This is a genomic window from Microcoleus sp. AT8-B5 (genome assembly GCF_036705565.1).
Classification (GTDB): domain Bacteria; phylum Cyanobacteriota; class Cyanobacteriia; order Cyanobacteriales; family Microcoleaceae; genus Microcoleus.
Genome location: NZ_JAUBUY010000050.1, coordinates 25207 through 46512, shown reverse-complemented (window position 1 = coordinate 46512; position 21306 = coordinate 25207). Strand labels below are relative to the sequence as shown.

Annotated in this window: 11 protein-coding genes; 6 read left to right on the top strand and 5 right to left on the bottom strand. The window is 48.3% G+C overall.

Features of this window, described 5'->3' with window-relative positions:
* The first annotated feature begins 60 nt into the window (after positions 1-60).
* Both QUB39_RS25165 and QUB39_RS25160 read left to right on the top strand, forming a co-directional pair.
* On the top strand, positions 61-7689 hold the full coding sequence (locus QUB39_RS25165) for an FG-GAP-like repeat-containing protein (RefSeq protein WP_333485183.1): 7629 nt from the start codon (positions 61-63) through the stop codon (positions 7687-7689).
* A 134-nt stretch (positions 7690-7823) separates the two neighbouring features.
* Positions 7824-8006, top strand: coding sequence for a hypothetical protein (locus QUB39_RS25160; RefSeq protein WP_333211613.1), 183 nt, complete (start codon positions 7824-7826; stop codon positions 8004-8006).
* A gap of 223 nt (positions 8007-8229) precedes the next feature.
* On the opposite strand, the gene dprA is transcribed toward QUB39_RS25160, so the two are convergent.
* The 3 genes from dprA to QUB39_RS25145 all read right to left on the bottom strand — a co-directional run bounded on the left by dprA (position 8230) and on the right by QUB39_RS25145 (position 11166).
* Positions 8230-9381, bottom strand: coding sequence for a DNA-processing protein DprA (gene dprA, locus QUB39_RS25155; RefSeq protein WP_333211611.1), 1152 nt, complete (start codon positions 9379-9381; stop codon positions 8230-8232).
* Between the two features lie 356 nt (positions 9382-9737).
* Complete coding sequence (locus QUB39_RS25150) at positions 9738-10391, bottom strand: YdcF family protein (RefSeq protein ID WP_333055171.1); 654 nt, start codon at positions 10389-10391, stop codon at positions 9738-9740.
* 127 nt (positions 10392-10518) lie between these two features.
* Positions 10519-11166 (bottom strand): DUF2301 domain-containing membrane protein, encoded by a 648-nt coding sequence (locus QUB39_RS25145; RefSeq protein ID WP_333055172.1) that lies wholly within the window; start codon positions 11164-11166, stop codon positions 10519-10521.
* A gap of 79 nt (positions 11167-11245) precedes the next feature.
* Between QUB39_RS25145 and QUB39_RS25140 the strand changes: the two genes are divergently transcribed.
* A complete protein-coding gene (locus tag QUB39_RS25140) occupies positions 11246-11923 on the top strand; it encodes a calcium-binding protein (RefSeq protein ID WP_333055173.1) in 678 nt (225 codons plus the stop codon).
* 149 nt (positions 11924-12072) lie between these two features.
* On the opposite strand, the gene QUB39_RS25135 is transcribed toward QUB39_RS25140, so the two are convergent.
* Positions 12073-12828: a DUF561 domain-containing protein gene (locus QUB39_RS25135; RefSeq protein WP_333211608.1), complete on the bottom strand. Its 756-nt coding sequence runs from the start codon at positions 12826-12828 to the stop codon at positions 12073-12075.
* A gap of 81 nt (positions 12829-12909) precedes the next feature.
* Positions 12910-13713, bottom strand: a complete 804-nt coding sequence (locus QUB39_RS25130) for a creatininase family protein (RefSeq protein WP_333211606.1) — start codon at positions 13711-13713, stop codon at positions 12910-12912.
* Positions 13714-13745: 32 nt separating this feature from the next.
* Between QUB39_RS25130 and QUB39_RS25125 the strand changes: the two genes are divergently transcribed.
* The 3 genes from QUB39_RS25125 (at position 13746) to QUB39_RS25115 (ending at position 21295) form a co-directional block, all read left to right on the top strand.
* A complete protein-coding gene (locus QUB39_RS25125) occupies positions 13746-14900 on the top strand; it encodes an AAA family ATPase (RefSeq protein WP_333211605.1) in 1155 nt (384 codons plus the stop codon).
* Positions 14897-15502 (top strand): DUF4276 family protein, encoded by a 606-nt coding sequence (locus QUB39_RS25120; RefSeq protein ID WP_333211603.1) that lies wholly within the window; start codon positions 14897-14899, stop codon positions 15500-15502. Before QUB39_RS25125 ends, QUB39_RS25120 begins: the two co-directional genes overlap by 4 nt.
* A 438-nt stretch (positions 15503-15940) precedes the next feature.
* Positions 15941-21295: a PAS domain S-box protein gene (locus QUB39_RS25115; protein ID WP_333211601.1), complete on the top strand. Its 5355-nt coding sequence runs from the start codon at positions 15941-15943 to the stop codon at positions 21293-21295.
* Positions 21296-21306 lie beyond the last annotated feature (11 nt).

The window sequence follows — 21306 nt, the reverse complement described above, 5'->3', positions numbered from 1 at the left end:
GGTTCAATAGAAACGCCACTCGTATTTGAAGCCGAAGTATTAGCGGGTTACGAGTATGTTTTGAATAGTTTTGGTGCGGCGGAAAATATTGGCGCGGGGACAAATCCCTACGGTATTGCTACTGGTGATTTTGACCTGGATGGCAAACCCGATCTAGCTGTAACAAACCAAGGATCTGACAACGTTTCCATCCTGTTAGGAAATGGCACGGGTGGCTTTAATCCCGCGCCTATTCCTACCTTGGCGGTGTCAAGTCCCACATCGATCGCGATCGGCAATTTTAACAACGATAATTTCCCCGACTTGGCAGTAGTGGGTAGCGGCACTGGTACCGCCCTCTCAATTTTCTTAGGAAATGGTACGGGCGGTTTTGGCAGCCCGACTCCATATCCTACAGGAGTATCCCCTATCTCGGTTGCAGTTGGGAAGTTTAACGACGACAACTTTTCAGACGTAGCAGTAGTCAATGCAAGCCCTGGCAGTACCTCTGGTACTGTAACAATTTTGCTGGCAAATAGCAGCGGCAGCGGGGCATTGAATTTCAGCACTAACTTGAGCCCGCAGTCCACTCCCGCTTTCATGACAGTGGGGGACTTTAACGGAGATACTTTTTCCGATTTAGCTGTGCCGAACAGTGTCTCTAACACCATTTCTGTTTTTTTAGCGAATGGCACGGGCGGATTTGGTGCAGCTACTAATTTGGGGGCTGGGCAAAATCCAAATTCGATCGCTAATGGGGACTTTAACGGAGACAATTTCCTCGACTTAGCCGTAGTTAACACCGGCTCTAACAATGTGTCAATTCTATTGGGAAATGGCACGGGCAGCTTTGGGGCGGTCACTAATTTTAGCGCGGGGACAGGGCTGCAAGGCATTGTTGCAAATGACTTTAGCGGAGACGGCAAACTTGACTTAGCAGTAGGAGGCACCAACGGCGCTGCAATTTTAGTAGGCAATGGCAGTGGCGGTTTTAGTGCACCCATTAACTTTGCTGCGGGGACATATCCAAACTCCATTATTGCCGGCAACTTTAATGCTGACACTCTCCCGGATTTGGCCGTAGCGAACAACGGTTCAGATAACGTTTCGGTACTACTAAATACACCCAATACAGTTAATTTCGGGGCTGCAACTTACAGCGGTACAGAAGGAACAACAGACACAGTAGTTAATATCCCCATCACCATCAGCGGTGGCACACCTTTGGGCGATGTTGTGGTACCAATTGTCATCGACCCCAGCAGCAGTGCCACCCAAAATTCCGACTACACCATTTCTCCTACAACTGTTATATTCCCCGCCGGCACTACTACTCTGACTGAGAATGTTGCAGTTACTATCAAACCCGACAACATAGTTGAGAACGCCGAAACCGCAATCCTCAACTTTGGCACAATCACCGGTGGCGTTGCCGGTACAACCAAACAAACAACATTAACTATTGCAGCAAACGGTACTGTTTCTTATGCCATAGCCGCCGGTACTGTAAGCATTCCTGAAGGCAATACCGGCACAAAGCCTCTGACTTTCACTGCGACTCGGAGTGGCAACACAGGCGGGGCAAGTAGCGTCAATTATACGATCGCCGGAACAGCTACAAACGTCAGCGATTACAACAACATCGGTGGCACTTCAGGCGCAACTGCTGTTACTGGCACAATTAATTTTGCCGCCGATGAAACATCCAAAACCATTACTCTCGATGTATTAGGCGACACCCTAGTTGAACCCGACGAAACCATAGCCGTCACCCTGTCAAATCCCACCAGCCCAGGCGTAACCCCGACAATTACCACTGCTACCGCTACCACAACTATTACTAATGATGACAAAGCTGGCTTTACTGTTAACCCAATATCGGGATTAACTACAAGTGAAGCTGGTGGCAAGGCAGAATTTACAGTCAAACTCAACGCTCAACCCACTGCTGACGTTACCATCGGTTTGAGGAGTGACAATGTTGAAGAAGGAACAGTTTCAACTAATAGCTTAACTTTCACTCCTGCTAACTACAATCAACCGCAACCAATAACAATCAGTGGTGTTGACGATTTGGTAACTGTAGCTGATGGCCCTATACCTTACAAAATTGTCACGGCTGCTGCTGTGAGTACCGATGTTAATTACAATAACCTCGATCCTGATGATGTCACCGTCACCAACAGTGACAATGAAACTCCGGGAATTACGGTGAATCCGACGGTGGGATTAACTACGGGCGAAGATGGCACTAAGGCTAACTTTACTGTGGTTTTGAATACTAAGCCGACTGCTAATGTGACTATCGGTTTGAACAGTGACAATGTTGCAGAGGGAACAGTTTCGGTTAATAGCTTAACTTTCACTCCGGTTAACTGGGATACACCGCAGCCGGTGACAGTGACAGGGGTTAATGATAGTATTGCTGACGGCGATATTAACTACAAAATTGTCACAGCGCTTGCTGTTAGCGACGATCCGAATTATAAGCTAGATGCAGCGGATGTTAGCCTTAGCAATAAGGACAATGATACGGCTGGTATTTCTATTACTCCCACGGCAACAACTGCTACAGAAGGTGGCGCGACGGGCAGTTATGAACTCAAATTAACATCGCAGCCGATCGCCCCTGTTACCATTAACTTTAATGCCCCAAGTGAAATAAATGCGATCGCGCCTGTTATCTTTGACAGCACGAATTGGAATGTTGCCCAAACTGTCACTGTCACCGCTACCGACGATAGCAAAGCCGAAGGTACGCACAGCGGCACGATCGCTCACACTGTTACCAGTACCGACACTAAGTATAGCGGCACAACAATTCAGGATGTCAATGTAGCTATTACCGACAACGACACAGCAGGTGTCAGCATTTCTCCCACGCAAACAACTGCTACTGAAGGCGGCGCGGATGGCAGTTATGGCATCAAGTTAATGTCACAGCCGAGCGCCCCTGTAACTATCACTCTCACAACAGGTAATCAGATTCAGGCGATCGCGCCTCTGACTTTCACTCCCCTTAATTGGGATAGTGTTCAAACCGTTACGGTGAAAGCTGTTGATGATACAATTGTGGAAGGCGCGCACAGCGGTAATATTACTCACAGTGTGAGCGGGGGTGATGCTAAGTATAATGTGGTTGTGGTTCCAGGGGTGACAGTGGCGATTACGGATAACGATGTAGCGCCAACTCCGACACCAACGCCAACTCCGACGCCGACGACATCTGTCACTCCGACACCGACACCGACGACATCAGTTACTCCGACACCGACTCCGACAACATCAGTTACTCCGACACCGACGCCGACAACTGGTACTCCGACACCGACGCCGACAACTGAGACTCCGACACCGACGCCGACAACTGAGACTCCGACACCGACGCCGACAACTGAGACTCCGACTCCGACGCCGACAACTGAGACTCCGACTCCGACGCCGACAACTGGCACCACAACGCCAACGCCCGGAGGAGCACCGCTACCGCCAGATTTAGATTCGCCGACGCCGACACCAGTCACTACAGGAATAGGTCGCACAGACGGATTAACGAGGATCCGAAGACCGATATTTAACGAAACTCCTTTGGAAATGCCGATGTCTAAAGATCGACCTCAATTTGGCGGAACTGTCGATCTAGTGGCGTCGGCCCCAAAGTTCACCGAACTCGCCGATCAGACGATACCTGGTTATGTCGGCGCTAATGCGTGGGGAGACTTCGACAATGACGGCGATTTGGATCTGTTGGTGATGGAACGAGATAGTTCCAAAGACCCCTCAAATTCTCCTGGGCTAAAAGCATACATCCCGAAAGTGTACAGCAACGAAGGTGATCAAAGCGAAGGTGATCAACGCTTTAAACCAATTGATATAGGCTTGCCTACCGTTTACGCAGGTTGGGTGGCGCAAAATTCTCCTAATGTGTACACTGCCAAGCCTTCTGCTACGTGGGGAGACAGCGACAATGATGGTGATCTCGATATCTTGCTCACAGGGGTAATTGATACTCCTCCACCAGACCCTTTCTCCATCCCCGCTGAACCCTACGTCCCCAGTTTGCCCTACACCCCCATCACCAGACTGTACCGGAACCCAAGGATTGATAATTTCCCGTCTCCTTTCCAAACTGAGCCGATCGACCTCGATAAATTTGATCTAGACAAAAATGTAAAGCTGCCTGGTATTTTCCAAGGTTCCGCAGCTTGGGGAGACTACAACAACGATGGCACACCGGATCTCGTACTCACCGGCGACACGGGCGCAGGCGGCTACATCGCCAAAGTATTCCGCAACGAGGGCAGAAACTTTGAGGAGGAGACTGGAGCTAAGTTGCCCGGTGTTATTGGCAATGCGGCCTGGGGAGACTACGACAATGATGGCAACAAGGATATCTTGCTGACAGGGGACACCGCTCTAAAAAGCGACCCCAAGTCAAATTACATCGCAAAATTGTATCGTAACACTCCCGATGGCTTTACCGAAAAGCCACTGCCGCCAAATCAAAACCTCCAAGAACCTATTATTTACGGTGCATGGGGAGACGCCGACAGCGATGGCAAACTAGATATCTTGCTTACAGGTGGAGCAGGTGGAGCGTCGCGTCCAAATGATGCGAGCTACGGCCGTACCAGATTCCTCGGAAACAATAGCTATGGGGATACTACTAGCTTTCAGGAAGCTTACACATTCGGGTATGGTGGTAGTCCCGGTGGTTGGGGAGACTACGACAACAATGGCAAGCTGGATATCCTTGTGACAGAACTGGGTGGTAATTCGGGTTCCAGTGTCGCCAAAGTTTACGAAAAAAATGATGCTGGCTTTAAACTCATCGAGAATGCAGGGCTGCCTGATAATGTTGCCAGCCCGAGTTCTTGGGGAGACTACAACAAGAACGGCAAACTAGATATTGCACTCACAACAAAAGATAATTCACCCGGTAGCAGTGACACCTTTGTCAAAATCTACCGCAACAACACCTCTAAGCAGAACACACTACCCTCTGCACCTCAAGGTTTATCTGTAGACTACAGTTCCAATGATGGAGTCAATTTAGATGGAGTCAATTTAAAATGGCACTCAGTCGGAGGATCGGGGAACCTAATGGACGCTCAAACTCCCGATCGGGGTTTAAGCTACAACCTGCAAGTTTGGACTACTCGTCCCAATCCCAACGGTGGTGATAAGCCCCCCATTAAAGAGTACATTGTTGGCCCCATGTCCGGTGATGACGGAACTCGGCAAGTAGTGCAGTTGGGGAATGTCAACCAAGCCAAGAGCAACCCAAACGCCTTGGAGTACAGTTGGCTGTTAAAACCAGATAACTTAATCCCTGGAAAGACTTATAACTGGAGTGTACAGGCGATCGACGGTGCTTGGGCGGGTTCACCTTTTTCCGAAGTAAAAAGTTTTGTTGCCCCCGATATCAAACCAACCCTCACCATCACCGCTACAGATCCCAATGCGGCCGAAACACGTTGGGATGAACCCGCGAATCCCGGAAAATTCACCATTACCCGTACTGGTGGCAATCTAGCTAATGATCTGGATGTCTACTACAAGTTCGATAATCTACTCGATAATAGCAACACTCCTATACCCGGTACTGCCATACCCGGTATCGGTATGTATGGAGATTACGAATTGTTTTCCGACTCCGAGTCCCGTCAGCCATCCCAACCCCGTCAGGCGTTGCCTTTCAACGTGTACGGCAGCAACATGATCACCATTCCAGCAGGTAAGCGCAGCGTCAACATAGATGTGGATGTCTACAACGACAACCTAGTAGAAGGCGACGAGAAAGTGTTTATCAGCTTAGATCCTATCAGCAACTACAACAGCAAGATAGGCGAGCCCTCTAGTGCTACTGTGACGATCGCGGACAACGACCCCAACAATCCACCAGAAGAGAAGATTAAGCTCAGGTCGAATATTAACGATGCTGACGCAGACATTAAAGATGTTTACATTGACCCGGACGGTCAAAAGCTCACTTACCAACTCACTCCGGTTAATTTCGATGGCACTCCTTTACCCACTGGCGATGCTTTACCGAATTGGCTCGAATTCTCTTTCGACTCAGACAATAACACCATCAAATTCAGCCAGAAACCGAATGAGAACCCACCAGATAGAGCAGGGAGCTACTATTTTCGATTAACAGCGACAGATCCTTTAGGTGCTAGTGCATCACAAGTATTTTCCATCTATGTCAGTCCCTCTGGTTGGGTGATTGACGGCTATATCTCCGGTGCAACTGTCTTCCTAGACGCCAACAAAAACGGCGTCCTCGACACCAACGAACCATCCACCACAACCGATTCAGGCGGTAAATTCAATCTCAACATCCCCTTCGACATTTTCGACACCAACAAAAACGGAGAAATCGACCCATCAGAAGGCAATCTAGTAGCCATAGGAGGCATTGACACCGCCACCGGATTACCCCTAGAAACACCAGTCACCGCACCACCAGATTCTAGTGTTGTCACCCTCCTAACCAGCTTAATCGCCGACTTAACCGACAAAGGAATTGCACAAGAAGAAGCCCAATCTTTAGTCAAAGCCGCCCTTTCCCTCCCCGCTGAAGTTGACCTAACTAGCTTAGACCCTATCTTAGCGACCAACAACAACCAACCAGGCGGCGTCCAAGTCTTATCCGAAATGGTGAAAGTCCAAAACTTCATCACTCAAACTGCCGCTTTGATTGACGGTGCATCCAGTGCAGCTAGTCACGATATTGTCAAGGCTGTTGTCAGTTCAATTACCAATCAAATTCAATCTGGTACTGTCTTAAACCTCAGCAATGCCGCAGCCTTAGAACCAATCATTCAGCAAGCAGCCGCTAAAATCCAGCAAATAGACCCCAGTTTCAACAGTCAACAAGTCAGCCAAATTACATCGCAAGCAGCGACAGTAATGGCAACAGCCAATCAGCGCATTGATGCGGCTGTCTCCAACCCAACAGCAACATCAATTCCTGAATCACTTGCCCGCCTCCAACAAGTAGCCTTGGGCCCAACCACTCAAGACTTCAAAGAAGTTGGTACGGGAAATAAACCTATTTCCCAGCTAGTTGCTGACAATACTGGTACTGCTTTAGATAGCAGAATTGAAGCTGTAGTATTGCCTGTTGGGATTGCAACTCCTGTTGTCAGCGGCGATGCTGATTTGGGCAGCAATTCCCCGAATGCAATTCTCGGTACAAATGGCGACGATATCCTGAGTGGCGACAGCGCGAATAATGTATTGATGGGCATGAGGGGCAATGATTCCCTCGATGGAGTTCTGGGGAATGACACTATTTTTGGTGGCAAAGGTAGCGATACAATCCTGGGAAGTAGCGGTGATGATGTCTTGTTTGGCAACCGTGGTGCTGATATCTTGAATGGCGATGATGGTAATGATATTCTTTACGGAGGTAAGGGCGATGATTTACTGTCGGGCGGTTTGGGAATTGATACTTTGGTAGGAGGAATGGGAGTAGATAAGTTCCTACTCTCTACCAATTCCGGTACTGATACGATTACTGATTTTGAAGTCGGTCAAGACTTGTTAGTATTGGGTAACGGGTTGAGTTTCTCGCAATTGGCTATTGCTCAAGATAGCGGTTCGACTTTAATCCGGTTTGCACAAACTGGGGAGATTTTAGCTTCTCTGGCTGGAGTTTCTGCTAGCAGTATTAGTGCTGCTAATTTCGGATTGATTTGAGAATTGGGCAGGGAAACGGCATTGCCCATTAGTGTCAACTTAAGCTTTTAGTCCGTTAGTCTTCTCGCTCATCCGTCAGTCCGCCAGGGGTTGAAACCCCTGTCTAATAGCTAAAGTCCTCGCTATGAGGACTAATGAGTTCTTCAGTCCTCATAGCGAGGACTTTAGCTTTGAGACAGGGAATAAATTCCCTGTCGGACTATCGGTTTTACCTTAAGTTGACACCAATTGCGCTGTTGCCGTGTCCTCAATTGCCGTGTTATCGATCGTTATATCCGATCGCCCAATCGGGCAATTTCATCATCCAATCCGGTTGATTTTACCCATTACCCGAAATCAGGATACGGCTGTGCCTTGTCCCTACAATCGATCGCGTGATGCTTAAATCCGAGCGAGGAAAATTGATTATTTTAGGGTAGGGAAACGGCAATGCCGTGTCCTCCGTTGCCTTCAATCCGCGCAGGGGGATTTTGTCTGTGTAGACGCGGTTTCAACCGCCGAGTATCTGTATAAAATGCGGATTTAATCTAACATTCCAAATCAGCACCGCTGATATCGCATTCCCGGTAACTGCGAAACTAATCCCAACAATTCCAACTGCAAAAGTATACTAGAAACTGTTCCCGCTTCTAATCCAGACACTTCCACAATTACATCAAAAGAAATCGGCCCAGATACGATCGCACTTAACACCTTAGCCAATTCTGGCTCCAACAGCGGCCCTTGCTTCTCAACCGTCGGATTTGGAGGAAATAGCGACAACTGCTCGGCTCTATCCAATTTTGGCATAGCTCCGAGCATTTCCAACAACCTGTCTTCGCTTAAGTGTCGATCGCTACTCGGCAGAATCGGATGAGCACCTTTACTCAGCAACTCCAAACACCCAAAGGAACGCTCATCATCCAATCTTGCTGTCAAAACATACACATCCCGACAAAAATCATTCGCTTGATAAGCAGTAATTAAAGCACCAGATTTATGCGGAGCTTCTATCACGATTGTAGCGCGACTTAAGCCAGCAATTATGCGATTTCGGCGCGGAAAATTAGTTTTATTCGGTTGAGTCCCCGCCGGATATTCACTAATTACCAATCCCTGCTGCAAAATGCGATCGCACAACCTCTCATTTTGTTTAGGATATACAATATCTACCCCCGTCCCCACCACTGCGAAAGTCCTTCCTCCCGCCTCCAAACAGCCTGTATGAGCCTCTGTATCAATGCCCGCCGCCAATCCCGAAACCACAGTAAAACCGCTTCTAGCTAAAGCCGTACTAATTTTGCGAGTCCACCTTCTGCCGTATTCCGTTGGGCTGCGAGTACCAACCATTGCCACCGTCGGCGTAATTCCTTGATTCTCTTTGCGATCGACATTACCGCGATAATACAACACTGGTGGCGGATTGGGAATTTCCAATAATAAGCGGGGATAATCTGAATCGGCGGGCGTCCAAAAACTGGGATTTTTTATAAGATGTTTTTCGAGAAATTCTTCAGGATTGAGTTTAGTTCGTTCTTGGGAAATTGTTTCAATTATCTGCTTACCAAACCCTTCGACTCGCATGAAATCTACTGGTTTTGCCGTCCAAGCTTCTGCCAAACTATTGAAATTTTGGTGCAATCTTTGCAACAAAATCGGCCCGATACCGTTAATTTGCGACCATGCCAACCAGTAAGCGCGTTCTTCTACCAAGGAGTTACCCTCAACTTATATGAAAATAATTTTATCATTTTTGGTTGAATATATAGAAATCCTAAATCATTTGTAAATTTCTTACTCCCTCCCCGAACCCGCGGGGAGGGTTGGGGTGGGGCAAAAAAATACTACTCCTGCAAAGATTGCTATAAATATTTTTTACGAACCGCGAAGGCGCTAAGAAGGCGAAGGGAATTAAGAGGGAGGTTGACAATTACTGGCTAAGGATCGCGAATTAAATAACTTACAATTTTAATTGTTATTGTGGGATGGGCTCTTATAGCCCGTCCACTCATGACGGGCTCTTATAGCCCATCCCACTTTCAAGAGTGGAAGTTATTTAATTCTCATTCCTAAGCTTTCCAATCAACGAAACGCACGTAAATATAACCAATAATTTCTCCGATCACAGTCCGAAAACCTTCGCTCGATTTCCACCATTCTTGGGGATTGTAATCTTGCGGTTCAGCAGCTATAATCCCGACTTTAATGTCAGGATTCAGCACTTCTTTGAAAATAATCCAACTTCTGCGGGCGTGAGGGCCAAAAGAATAAAGATTAATTGACTCAACTTTTATGGCAGAAGCACCTAGCCAATCCTGAAGTGCGATCGCAGAAGCAGCAGTGCGGTGTTTGAGAACACTCGCTGCTGGTACTGCTACTACTTTGTTTTTATCAAATCCTAGCGCAATACAAGTCGCGGCAGCTAGTTCGGCATAATTTTTATATTCAGCAAGATAGTAGCCTTTACTTAAAGGAACTCCTGTGGTAACTAATTGGCGGTATTCGCCTTTTTTGAATTCGGCGATCGCACTTTGGATCGCATAATCGGGCAACCAGCCTTCGACAACCAAAACATCTGCTTTAATCGGCGCATTTACCGCCAAAAACGGATGGATATTTGTGATAATTAAGAGCATTGTAATTATTAATCCCATCAGAGCAATTACCCAACCTTCCTTGGTAACTGCCCACATTTCTCGGCGGCGGATTAGACGAATTCTCATTTTAACTAGCTCTAGATGTTTTAGGGTATGGAGGCAGATTCGGCGAGACTGAGAAAGAGGGAAATAGTGGGAAAGTGATAGAATTTCCCAATGCCCCATGCCCCATTCCCAATGCCCCATTCCCAAATTATTGGTGTTTCAGATACTCAAAAACGCTTTTATCCCCGATATCCTGCGGCATTGGTTGAAAAAACTTACGCACAGCAAAGATGATAAACAAAGCCGCCCAAACAGCCAGCAAAAATTGTTCATTTTCGGCTGACAAAAATCCGAAAATATGTCCTAAAATTAACAGAGGGACTCCCGGAGTCAAAAACTTAGTTTCGAGGCGATTAAAGCAGAATGCTTCCTTAAAATAAATGCCATTTAAGGCTGCAAAAGTAAAGCCAATTCCCCACAATGTGGCGGGATGTTCGTACACTGCTAAAGCTAGAGGTTGGCTGCTTTGTAGGGCGACAAACAATGCTGCCGCGCCGCCGATCGCCCAAAACGCCTGTAGTGTGCGGTGCAGCGCAATCATGTAAATGTGAATAGTTGCCAAGCTGACGCCTAAAGCTATCCAGAAACAAGCAAAAACAGGCGTTACAGCTTGGATTGCCATCGGGTTGTCGCCCTGTTGCAGCACCAGAGTAGTGCCGATCGCAAAACACAGCGCCGCCACCCCCAATCCGGCGCGGTAAATCAACACTCCCGTGCGATCGTTTTGAGTAATCGTAAACTCGCCGAATTGTCCTTGATAGACTGGCGATTCATCAGGTGATTTCAGTAGTTGCATTACAGCTTCCTCCTATCAGACACAATGTACTTCTGCCAAGATATACTTTATTGATAAACCGAGCCAGCGAGACCGAGCGATGCCTAAATTTAACAAGCCTAAACTTAACCAGCCTAAAGTTAACAAATCTAAAGTTAACAAATCTAAAGTGGACGATCGCCCAGAGCAAAGCCAATCCCTTCCTTCACAATCCGAACTTCCTCCAGTTCAGCTTGATGAAACCATTGTAGCAGGCAGAAGACCCAAACCGGTCAACGACTTTCAGAGGCTGCTGGAGGAATTATCCGAATTGAGAGCGGGGTTCGATCCAGAAATGTTAGCGCATCTCGATGAAAATCTCCCATTTAATACCAAGCAATTTGAAACTAAAATCAGTAAAATTTTGGGGTCAAAAAATATTGATTTCAGCCTAAAAAATTCCGTCAAATATCTAGAGTACATCAAGCAAAATATTCAACTACCCTGCCACGTTACCGGCATAGAAGAGTTTGAATGGGAAGAAGAATATACAATGGGTTCCGGCAGCAAAAAAGAATATGCACGGCTCAAAAAAACTCAACCTTCTTATACTGATAGATTCACAATTAATCGGTTGGAGGATTTGGTGCTTCAGGAAGAAGGCATATTTGTGGAAGTGCAGCGCGTCAGCGATCGCCAAAAGTTTATGTTGCCTTTATCAGAGTTAGAATCCGTTGATGTAATCTCCCGAAACAATCAGTTATTAGATGATTATGCCGTGTGGTTTATCAATTATTAAGGAAGAGTGGAAAAGTGAAAGAGTGGGGGAGTGGAAGAGGCGAAGACTGGGAGAAGGGGAAGAGCGAGGGATGGGAAAAATCTTCCTTCTTCCTTCTTCCTTCTTCCTTCTTCCTTCTTCCTTCTTCCTTCTTCCTTCTTCCTTCTTAATTAAATGGAAGCCGGCAAGTGCGATCGCGAAACCAAAGCCAAAGCTTCAACCAAACTGCGAACAGCCGCAATCATCGCCACTTCGCTATTAAGCTGGCTAACAGCAGAACCGACACCAACACCCGCAGCACCGGCTCCAATAGCGAGGGGTGCGGTGACGCTGGAGATACCGGAAGCGCAGAGTACGGGGATGGATACGGCGCGGGAAATTTCAAAAGCGGAGGCCAAAGTAGGCGCTGCTTTTTCAATTAATCCCAAGGTGCCAGCGTGAATTGGTTGAGCGCTAGTGCCACCTTCGGTTTGGATGATGTTAGCCCCAGCTTTGACTAATTCAATTGCTAATTGCACTTGTTTGTCGAGTGTCAAAATGTGGGGAACTGTCACAGAAAGAGTGATGTTTGGAAATAGCGATCGAGTTTCGCGAGTCAACTGCAAAACTTCCTCAGCTTCAAAGCGGCGGCCTTCTGCGTAGAAAGCATCAAAGTTACCAATTTCAATCAAATCAGCCCCAGCTTCTACCGCAGGCACAAACTTTTCCGGTTCCACAGCAGATACACAAATTGGCAAATCTGTCAACTGTTTTGCCATCAATACCAAATCGCGATCGGCAGCAATATCGACAAAGGAAGCACCGCCGAGATCCGCTGCTTTGACGACAGCAGCAACGTTGGCGGCATCAAAATTATTTAAACCGCTGATAATTTTCAGGGCGCGACCTTGCTCAAAAGCGCGCTGCAATTTAGAATTTACACTCATCGTTAGTTTTCCAACTCAAAAAATTTCTTAGACTCATTTTGACACGAATTAGAACAATTTTTGATTTTTAATTCTTAATTTTTAATTACTACGCGGCTGGCGAAATTTGTAAACATCTTTGATAACTTGTGCCCAGCCGTCAGAGAGAGATTCGAGAATACGAGATCCTTTTTCTTTCGTCGCCGCCGTCGCATCGCCCAACACACCGCTTTCAGTCAACTCTCGCGTCAGCCAAGCAAAAGGCAAATTCCCTTCCATACTCAGCAAACTCTCTGTTGGTAAACCCTGCGGATAGTCGCAAACTGCCAGTTCCATTTTCACCTGTTCGGGCAAAATTGACAACATCAAACTCGTTTCTGCATCACCCGCGTGAATTCCCAACTCCAACTCCTTGGCAGTTAATAATTCAGCAGCCACATTAGGAACGCGCCAAACAAACAGCGGAAAAACCGAAAAATCCTGATATTTTTGATGAATATCCCGCGCCGCAATTTCCATCACCTGTGGCTGTCCGCCGTGACCATTCATTAACACTAATTTCCGAAATCCAGCCTGATAAATACTGTCTGCAATTTCGCCGATTACTGCTAAAAGTGTCTGAGCACTGAGCATAATTGTACCGGGAAAATGGCAGTGTTCGTTCGACTTACCATAGTACAAAGGCGGCAAAGCATAGGCGGGAATATTTGCCTCTAACTTTGCCAGGGCTTTGCCTGTAACTGCCGCGCTAATTGCCGCATCTACAATTAAAGGCAAATGAGGGCCGTGCTGTTCGATCGCACCTAGCGGCAGAATTATCACAGTATTTTCCTTATCCGGCATAGACTGAATTTCTGTCCAAGTCAGATATGGAAAAAAGCGTGATTCTGGAATAAAATTGTGCATATTACGATTCTACAAGCTCAAGGGCAAAAGTTATGAACACATTTGAGCGCCTAAAGATCGAGGGGTTTCGCCGTTTGTTTTCGGCAGAGGTGGAAATGCGAGATCTGACAGTGATGATTGGTGCTAACGGTGTTGGGAAAAGTTCTTTCTTAGAAATATTCTCACTTTTAGCAGCATCAGCGAACGGTCAGTTACAGTCCAAAATTTCAGAGTTGAGCGGTCTAACTCAGATGATAACATTAGACCGGGCTGATAGCGTGTCAATCTCCTTATCGATGCCTATAGAGAATCAGGAACCGCTTAACTATTCTCTGAAACTTGCAACCAAAGGTCAATTCTATGAAATTGGTTCAGAAACTCTAATCCAACAGCGCGATCCCAATGCTTCTCAACCTTTTAAGTATATTGAATCTCGCGGTTTAGATGTCAAATATTTCAGTCCAGACGATGAAAAGCTACTACGTCCAAACTGGCAGTACAATCCTTTGGAAAGCTCACTCGCTCAGGTTCCTAAGATGTATCGGGAACCAGAAACATTGAGACAGCACTTAGCTTCATGTAGCTTTTATAAGGCTTGGGAATTGAATCTTTCCCCTCAAAGTCCTATACGTTTACCTCAATCTATGCGTCCTGCAACTTTGCCCGGTACTAAGGGAGAAGATTTAGTTTCATGCCTTTATTATCTGCGAGAAACAGATCCAAATCGATTTGAAATTATTCAAGATACACTGGCGGCAGCTTTTCCTGATTTTGAAAGGTTGAGTTTTCCGCCAGTAGCAGCCGGAACTTTAGCAATGACTTGGAAGGATCGAAATTTTTCTCATCCTTTTTATATGCACCAACTATCCGAGGGAACGCTGCGATTTCTATGGTTAATCACCTTACTGCAAAGTCGAGATTTGACCGCTGTCACGCTGATTGATGAGCCGGAAGTTAGTTTACATCCAGAGTTGTTACAACAACTAGCTCATGCTATGAGAGAAGCTTCTCAAAGAACTCAACTAATTGTAGCAACTCATTCAGATAGACTGATCGGATTTTTAGAGCCTAAAGAGGTGCTTGTCTGCAATACTGAAGATGGATTAACAACTCTAACTTGGGCTGACTCTATAGAATTAGAACACTGGTTAAAAGATTATAGCTTGGATCAGCTTTGGGCAATGAATATCATTGGAGGCAGACCGTGAAGATTGCTATTTTGGTTGAAGGAGCAACGGAAATGGCATTTAAGTCTAACCTGCAAGAGTTTCTTCAGTTACGCCTGGGACAGCAGATGCCAAAATTAAAGTTTATACCTTGTAACGGTCGCATTCACAAAGGAAAGAAACTCAGGGTCATCGTGGAAAATTTATTGACTGGTAAAGATGCCTGTGATGCTGTAATTGCATTAACTGATGTTTATACAGGCACTAAAGATTTTAAAGATGCAGCGGATGCTAAGGCTCAAATGAAAAATTGGGTAGGGAACAATCCTAAATTTTATCCCCATGCAGCTTCCCATGACTTTGAAGCTTGGCTGTTACCTTTTTGGTCAAAAATTCAGCAAATATCAGGAGGCAATAGAGCCGTTCCTAGCGGTTCTCCTGAACTGGTCAATCACAATAATCCACCTTCTTATCGGATTAAAGAAATATTTGAACAGGGAAAACGTCGCAGTTATGATAAAGCACGGGATGCCAAAAGAATATTAGAGGGACAAAATCTCATGGAGGCTGCCGCAGTCTGTCCAGAATTAAAGGCTTTTCTGAATACTATTTTATCTCTTTGTGGGGGCGAATTGATTCCTTGACCCGCCCAAAAACGGATACGAGCCCGCCATTCCTGTTGTGGAAAAAGCGAGATTTTAGACCAAGCTCTGGCGCGGGTTTCAGACCTTGCTCGCTATATGTATATAATGTGCTGTGCGGTCACGCAAGCACTCCTAAACAACGCTTTTTACTTTCCCAAGAGCTCCTCCTATCATCAAGCGTGCAAGCTTTCACTCTTCGTGCGAGCATCTTGGCCGCTAAAAATATATAAAGCGATCGGGATGCTCGCACTCCTAAAAAAGGCTTTTTACAAAATTCGACTGCTCCCAATCAACTAGCCTGAAAACTAAAAAGTAATTTCCAAGATAGCTCACATATTCTGTATGTGGGTAGATAATATATAAATATAGCAGATGCTTTAACAGCGTGGTGATAGACGCTCGCCAGCTCAAACCGAAAGACGTAGAGATGACTAATTGATGGAAGCTTGGCAAACCCCACAAACTAATTTAACCGACATTCCGATCGCCGATGAACTGTCGCGCCGCATCCCTCGATCGCACGATCGAAAAGCAGAAAACCGAGCGCTGCAAACGCTGGCTCGACAATTGGCAACCTCACCGCACAGGCTGCTAAAAACACTCGTTGCGATCGCTCAAGATTTGTGCGACGCCGGAAGCGTCGGAGTCTGCTTGCTAGAAGAAAATGCAACTTCCGAACAAATCTTTCGGTGGGAGGCCTTAGCGGGAGCGTGGGAAGCAGCAGAACATAAAAACACACCCCGCAAATTGCGTTTGTCGGGCACCGGGATCGATCGCCAAACTCCCCAGCTTTACTTTGCTCCCGAACAATATTTTACCGACTTACAACAGTTAGAATTGCCGATCGCCGAAGCGTTAGTCGTGCCACTGCAAGCAGAAAATCAATCGCTGGGGGCAATATGGATTGTATCTCACGAGGACGATCGCCAGTTCGATGCCGAAGACTTGCAGATCGCGATCGCCCTAGCAGACTTTGCCGTTGCCGCCGTACAAATCGATCGCGCCCATCAAACCAAAGAAGCTTTGCGAGAAAGCGAAGAACGCTGGCAGCTAGCCTTGCAGGGCAACAACGACGGCATTTGGGATCAGAACCTGCAAACGAATTGCCAGATCCTGAGCGATCGGTGTTTAGAGATTTTGGAACGTCGGCCCGAAGAAGTCAAAAACTTCAGCCAATTTTTGAGCTACGTTCATCCCGATGATGTGGAGATCGTGCAAAGCAATTGGCAGCAGCACTTGCATCGAGAAACCTCACATTACTGCTGCGAGTACCGCATCCGTTGTGGGGACGGGCGCTACAAATGGGTTTTAGCCAGAGGGCGAGCAATTTGGGACGAGTCAGGCAATCCCGTGCGCGCCGTGGGTTCCCTCACAGATATCAGCGAGCGTAAACAAACAGAAATTGCCTTAAAACAAAGCGAAGAACGTTTGAGCATCGCCATCGAAGGCTCAGGCATGGCAACCTGGGATTTAGACGTGCGAACAAATCGAGTAATTTGGTCGGCGACCCATTTCAGCATTTTGGGCTGCCAACCGGTACCAGGCGGGGAAGCAAGCGCGGTTGTGTGGGAAAACTGCGTGCATCCAGACGACTTCAAGCAAGTCATGCAAGCAGCCAAAACAGCTCGGCAAACCCGATCGCTCTACTCCCCCGAATACCGGATCATCCGCGCCGACAACGGAGAAATCCGCTGGTTGAGCGCGTTCGGGCGCTATCTCTACGACGCAGCAGGCGAAGCAGTGCGGTTTATCGGAGTATTATTTGATGCTACCGATCGCAAAAAAGCCGAACTCGCCCTACAAGAAAGCGAACAAACCGTGCGGCGTCAACTTGTAGAGATAGAGTCGCTCTACCAAACAACTCCCGTGGGTTTAGCCGTTTTAGACACAGATTTGCGGTTCGTGCGGATCAACCAGCGGTTTGCCCAAATGAACGGCTTGGCAGTAGAAAGGCACATCGGCCATACCCTGCGCGAAATTGTCCCCGACTGGGCAGACACAGCCGAACCTTTGTTGGGACACCTTCTAGACACCGGAGAACCGATCCGGAATTATGAACTCACCGGTGCAACTAGGGATCAACCCACAGTTGTTCGCACTTGGCTCCAGAATTGGTGGCCGCTCAGAGACAGGGGCCCAGAGATTGTGGGGATTCATATCGTGGTACAGGAAATTACCGCTCGCAAAATGGCAGAACTCGCCTTGCAAGAAAGCTACAACCGTTTCCAATTAGCTACAAGGGCGATCGACGGCATGGTGTTTGAGTGGGATTTGGCAGCAAACTCAGTTTACCGTTCCCAGGGACTGTGCTCGATCGTCGGTGTCTACCCAGAGGATGCACCTGCAACACCAGAGTGGTGGAGAGAACGCATCCATCCGGTCGATTTGGCACGCATCCAAGCCGGGGGGCAATCAATCTTGAATATTCCCGATCGCTATGAAATCGAGTACCGAGTCCGGCACGAAGACGGGCGCTGGATCGATGTTTGGGAGCGCGGCTGTTCGATCCGCAACCAGCAAGGTGAAGCGACCAAAATAGTCGGCTTCACCAGCAACATTACCCAGCGTAAACAAGCAGAAGCAGCACTGTGCGATCGTGAAACCCACCTGCAGTTGATTCTCGACAGCGCCAAAGACTACGCCATCTTCACCATTGACACCGACGGACACATTACCAGTTGGAACGCAGGGGCCCAGAGATTGCTGGGCTATTCCGAAGCCCAAATCGTCGGGCAGCACGGACGCATCATCTTCACCCCAGAAGACTCAGCAGCCCGGATGCCGGAAGCAGAAATGCACAGCGCCCTGACTCAAGGAAAAGGAGAAAACGAGCGCTGGCACCTCCGCAAAGACGGCAGCCGCTTTTGGGGCAGCGGGCTGGTGATGCCCCTGCGCGACGCAGCAGGCGAGGTGCAAGGTTTCCTGAAAATTATGCAGGACAAAACCGAGCGCCGGCAAATAGAAGAAGCACTGCGGCACAGCGAAAATCTCTACCGCACCCTCGCCGATGGCGTCCCGGAATTAATGTGGATCAACACCGCCGACGGCAGGTTAGAGTTTTGCAACCAACACTGGAAAACCTATACGGGCATGAGGCCAGAATTGCCGATGCCTGCGCCGGTGCTGCAATTATTTCATCCTGATGATCTGCCAGCAGTTGTCGCCACGCGCACTCCTGCGATTGCAGCCGGGGAAGCCTACGAATTCGAGTGTCGGGTACGCAGGTTTGATGGTAATTACCGCTGGCATCTAGCGCGACTTGTACCCGTCAAAGACAGGAAGGGAAAGGTGGTGCAATGGGCTGGTATCGGCATTGATATTGACGATCGCAAACGAGCAGAAGAAAGCTTAGCAGAAAGCGACCGCCGCTTTCGCTTCCTCGCTGAGTCGCTGCCCCACCTGCTTTGGAACGTAAGTTCCGGCGGGGAAATTCGCTTTACCAATCAACAACAATGGTTGGAATATCTGGGAATGTCTTACGAGGAAGCCGCTCAAAGCAATTGGCAATACCTAGTCCCGCCCTCGGATTTGGCAGAATCTTGGGCCCGCTGGGAAGAATGTCTAATCAGCGGAGAAGTTTATCAAGTTGAGCTGCGCCTCCGGCGGGCAGCAGACCAAATGGAACGCTGGCATTTGTCCCGCGCGGTGCCAATTCGCGACGCAGGAGGCCAGATTGTCGAGTGGATCGGTACGAATACTGATATTCACGATCGCAAACAAGCCCAACTTAACGAGCAGTTTCTCTCCGATCTCGAAGCCCGCTTGCGACAGCGCTTCAACCCCACAGAAATGTTGTGGGAAGCCATGAAAAGTCTGGGAGAATATTTAAAGGTCGATCGCTGCATCTGGCACGAAATCGATTTAGAAGCCGATCGGGCAATTGTCCACCAAGACTGGCACCAGTCCGACATTGCCAGCGCCGCCGGCACCTATCAAATCTCAGACTTTAAGACGCCAGAACTGAAAGCTCTGTCTATGGCAGGTCAAACCCTTGTCATCTCAGATATCGCTACTTACCCCCATACAGCGCATTTATTCGATAACTACGGTGCCGTTTGTATTCGCGCTTTGGTCGATGTTCCCTGCCTTCAGGAAGGGCGCTGGGTGGCTCTTTTGCTGGTGACATCAAGGGTGGTGCGGCACTGGCGGCCCGATGAAGTTTGGCTGATGCAAGAAGTGGTGGCTCGCCTCTGGACGGTGATCCTGCACGCGCGAGCTCTGCATGAGCTGCACGAAAGCGAGGCTCGGTTCCGCGCTCTAGCTGACAACATCGCTCAGTTGGCTTGGATGACAGATGCTGCTGGGGGGATTTTCTGGTATAACAAACGCTGGTTTGACTACACAGGCACCACCCTAGAAGAAATGCTAGGCTGGGGCTGGCAAAAGGTGCACCACCCGGAACACCTCGATGGCGTTGTGGAAAAATTTAGGCGCTGCATTGAAACAGGCGAACTCTGGGAAGATACTTTCCCCTTACGGGGCAAAGACGGATCGTACCGCTGGTTTCTCTCCCGCGCCGTGCCGATTCGCGACGAGCAAGGCCAGGTGCTGCGCTGGTGTGGCACTAACACCGATATTACCGATCGCAAAGTTGCAGAAGCAGAACGGGAAAGCCTTCTAGCACGGGAAAAGGCAGCGCGGGAAGAGGCAGAACAGGCTAACCGCGTCAAAGACGAATTTTTGGCTGTTTTGTCCCACGAATTGCGGACTCCCTTAAACCCGATTATGGGCTGGGCGAAGCTGCTGCAATCGAATCTTCTGACACCCCAAAAGCAGCGTTATGCCTTAGAGACGATCGAGCGCAACGCCAAACTGCAAACCCAGCTTATCGAAGATTTGCTCGACGTGTCGGGGATTCTGCAAGGCAAGGTTAGCTTGAATATTGCACCTGTGGATTTAGCCGAGGTCATCGGCGCTGCTATTGAAACGGTGCGTCTGGCGGCCCAAGTCAAGTCGATTCAAATCACCACTCAATTTGCACCGGATCTGGGCCCGGTGTTGGGCGATGCGGGCAGACTTCAGCAGGTAGTCTGGAATTTGCTGTCAAATGCCGTCAAGTTCACCCCGCCGTCGGGCAAAATCCAAGTCGTTCTCGATCGGGTGGACACCTTGGCCCAAATTACTGTAACTGATACGGGAAAAGGTATCGAACCTGATTTTCTGCCCTATGTATTCGACTACTTCCGGCAAGCTGACAGCTCGATGACGCGCAAGTTTGGCGGATTGGGTTTAGGATTGGCGATCGTCCGCCATCTCGTCGAACTCCACGGCGGTACAGTGAAATCTGACAGTCCCGGCGAAGGACAAGGTGCAACCTTGACTGTCAGGATACCTCTGATGCCGATCCAGTCTCAGACAAGTCCTGCGGGAACTGCGTCGCCGGATCAATCCTTCAATTTGAGCGGTGTCAAGGTGTTAGCGGTGGATGATGAGGCCGATGCGCTAGATTTAGTGGTTTTTCTGCTTGAGGAGTGTGGGGCAAGTGTTACAGCAGTTGCTAACGCGGCCGATGCCTTGGCGGTTTTAACTGAGTCTGTGCCGGATTTGCTGTTGAGCGATATTGGAATGCCCGACACTGACGGTTATATGTTGATGCGACAGGTTCGGGCTCTGGCGCCCGACAAAGGGGGACGGATTCCGGCGATCGCCCTCACGGCTTATGCTGGAGAAATTAACTATCAGCAGGCCCTGGCTGCGGGGTTCTGGCGCCACATTGCTAAGCCTTTAGACCCCGACAAGTTGGTGCAGGCGATTGGGGAGGTACTCGAGCGATCGGGCAAAAACATTGTTTAAAGTGTTTTTGT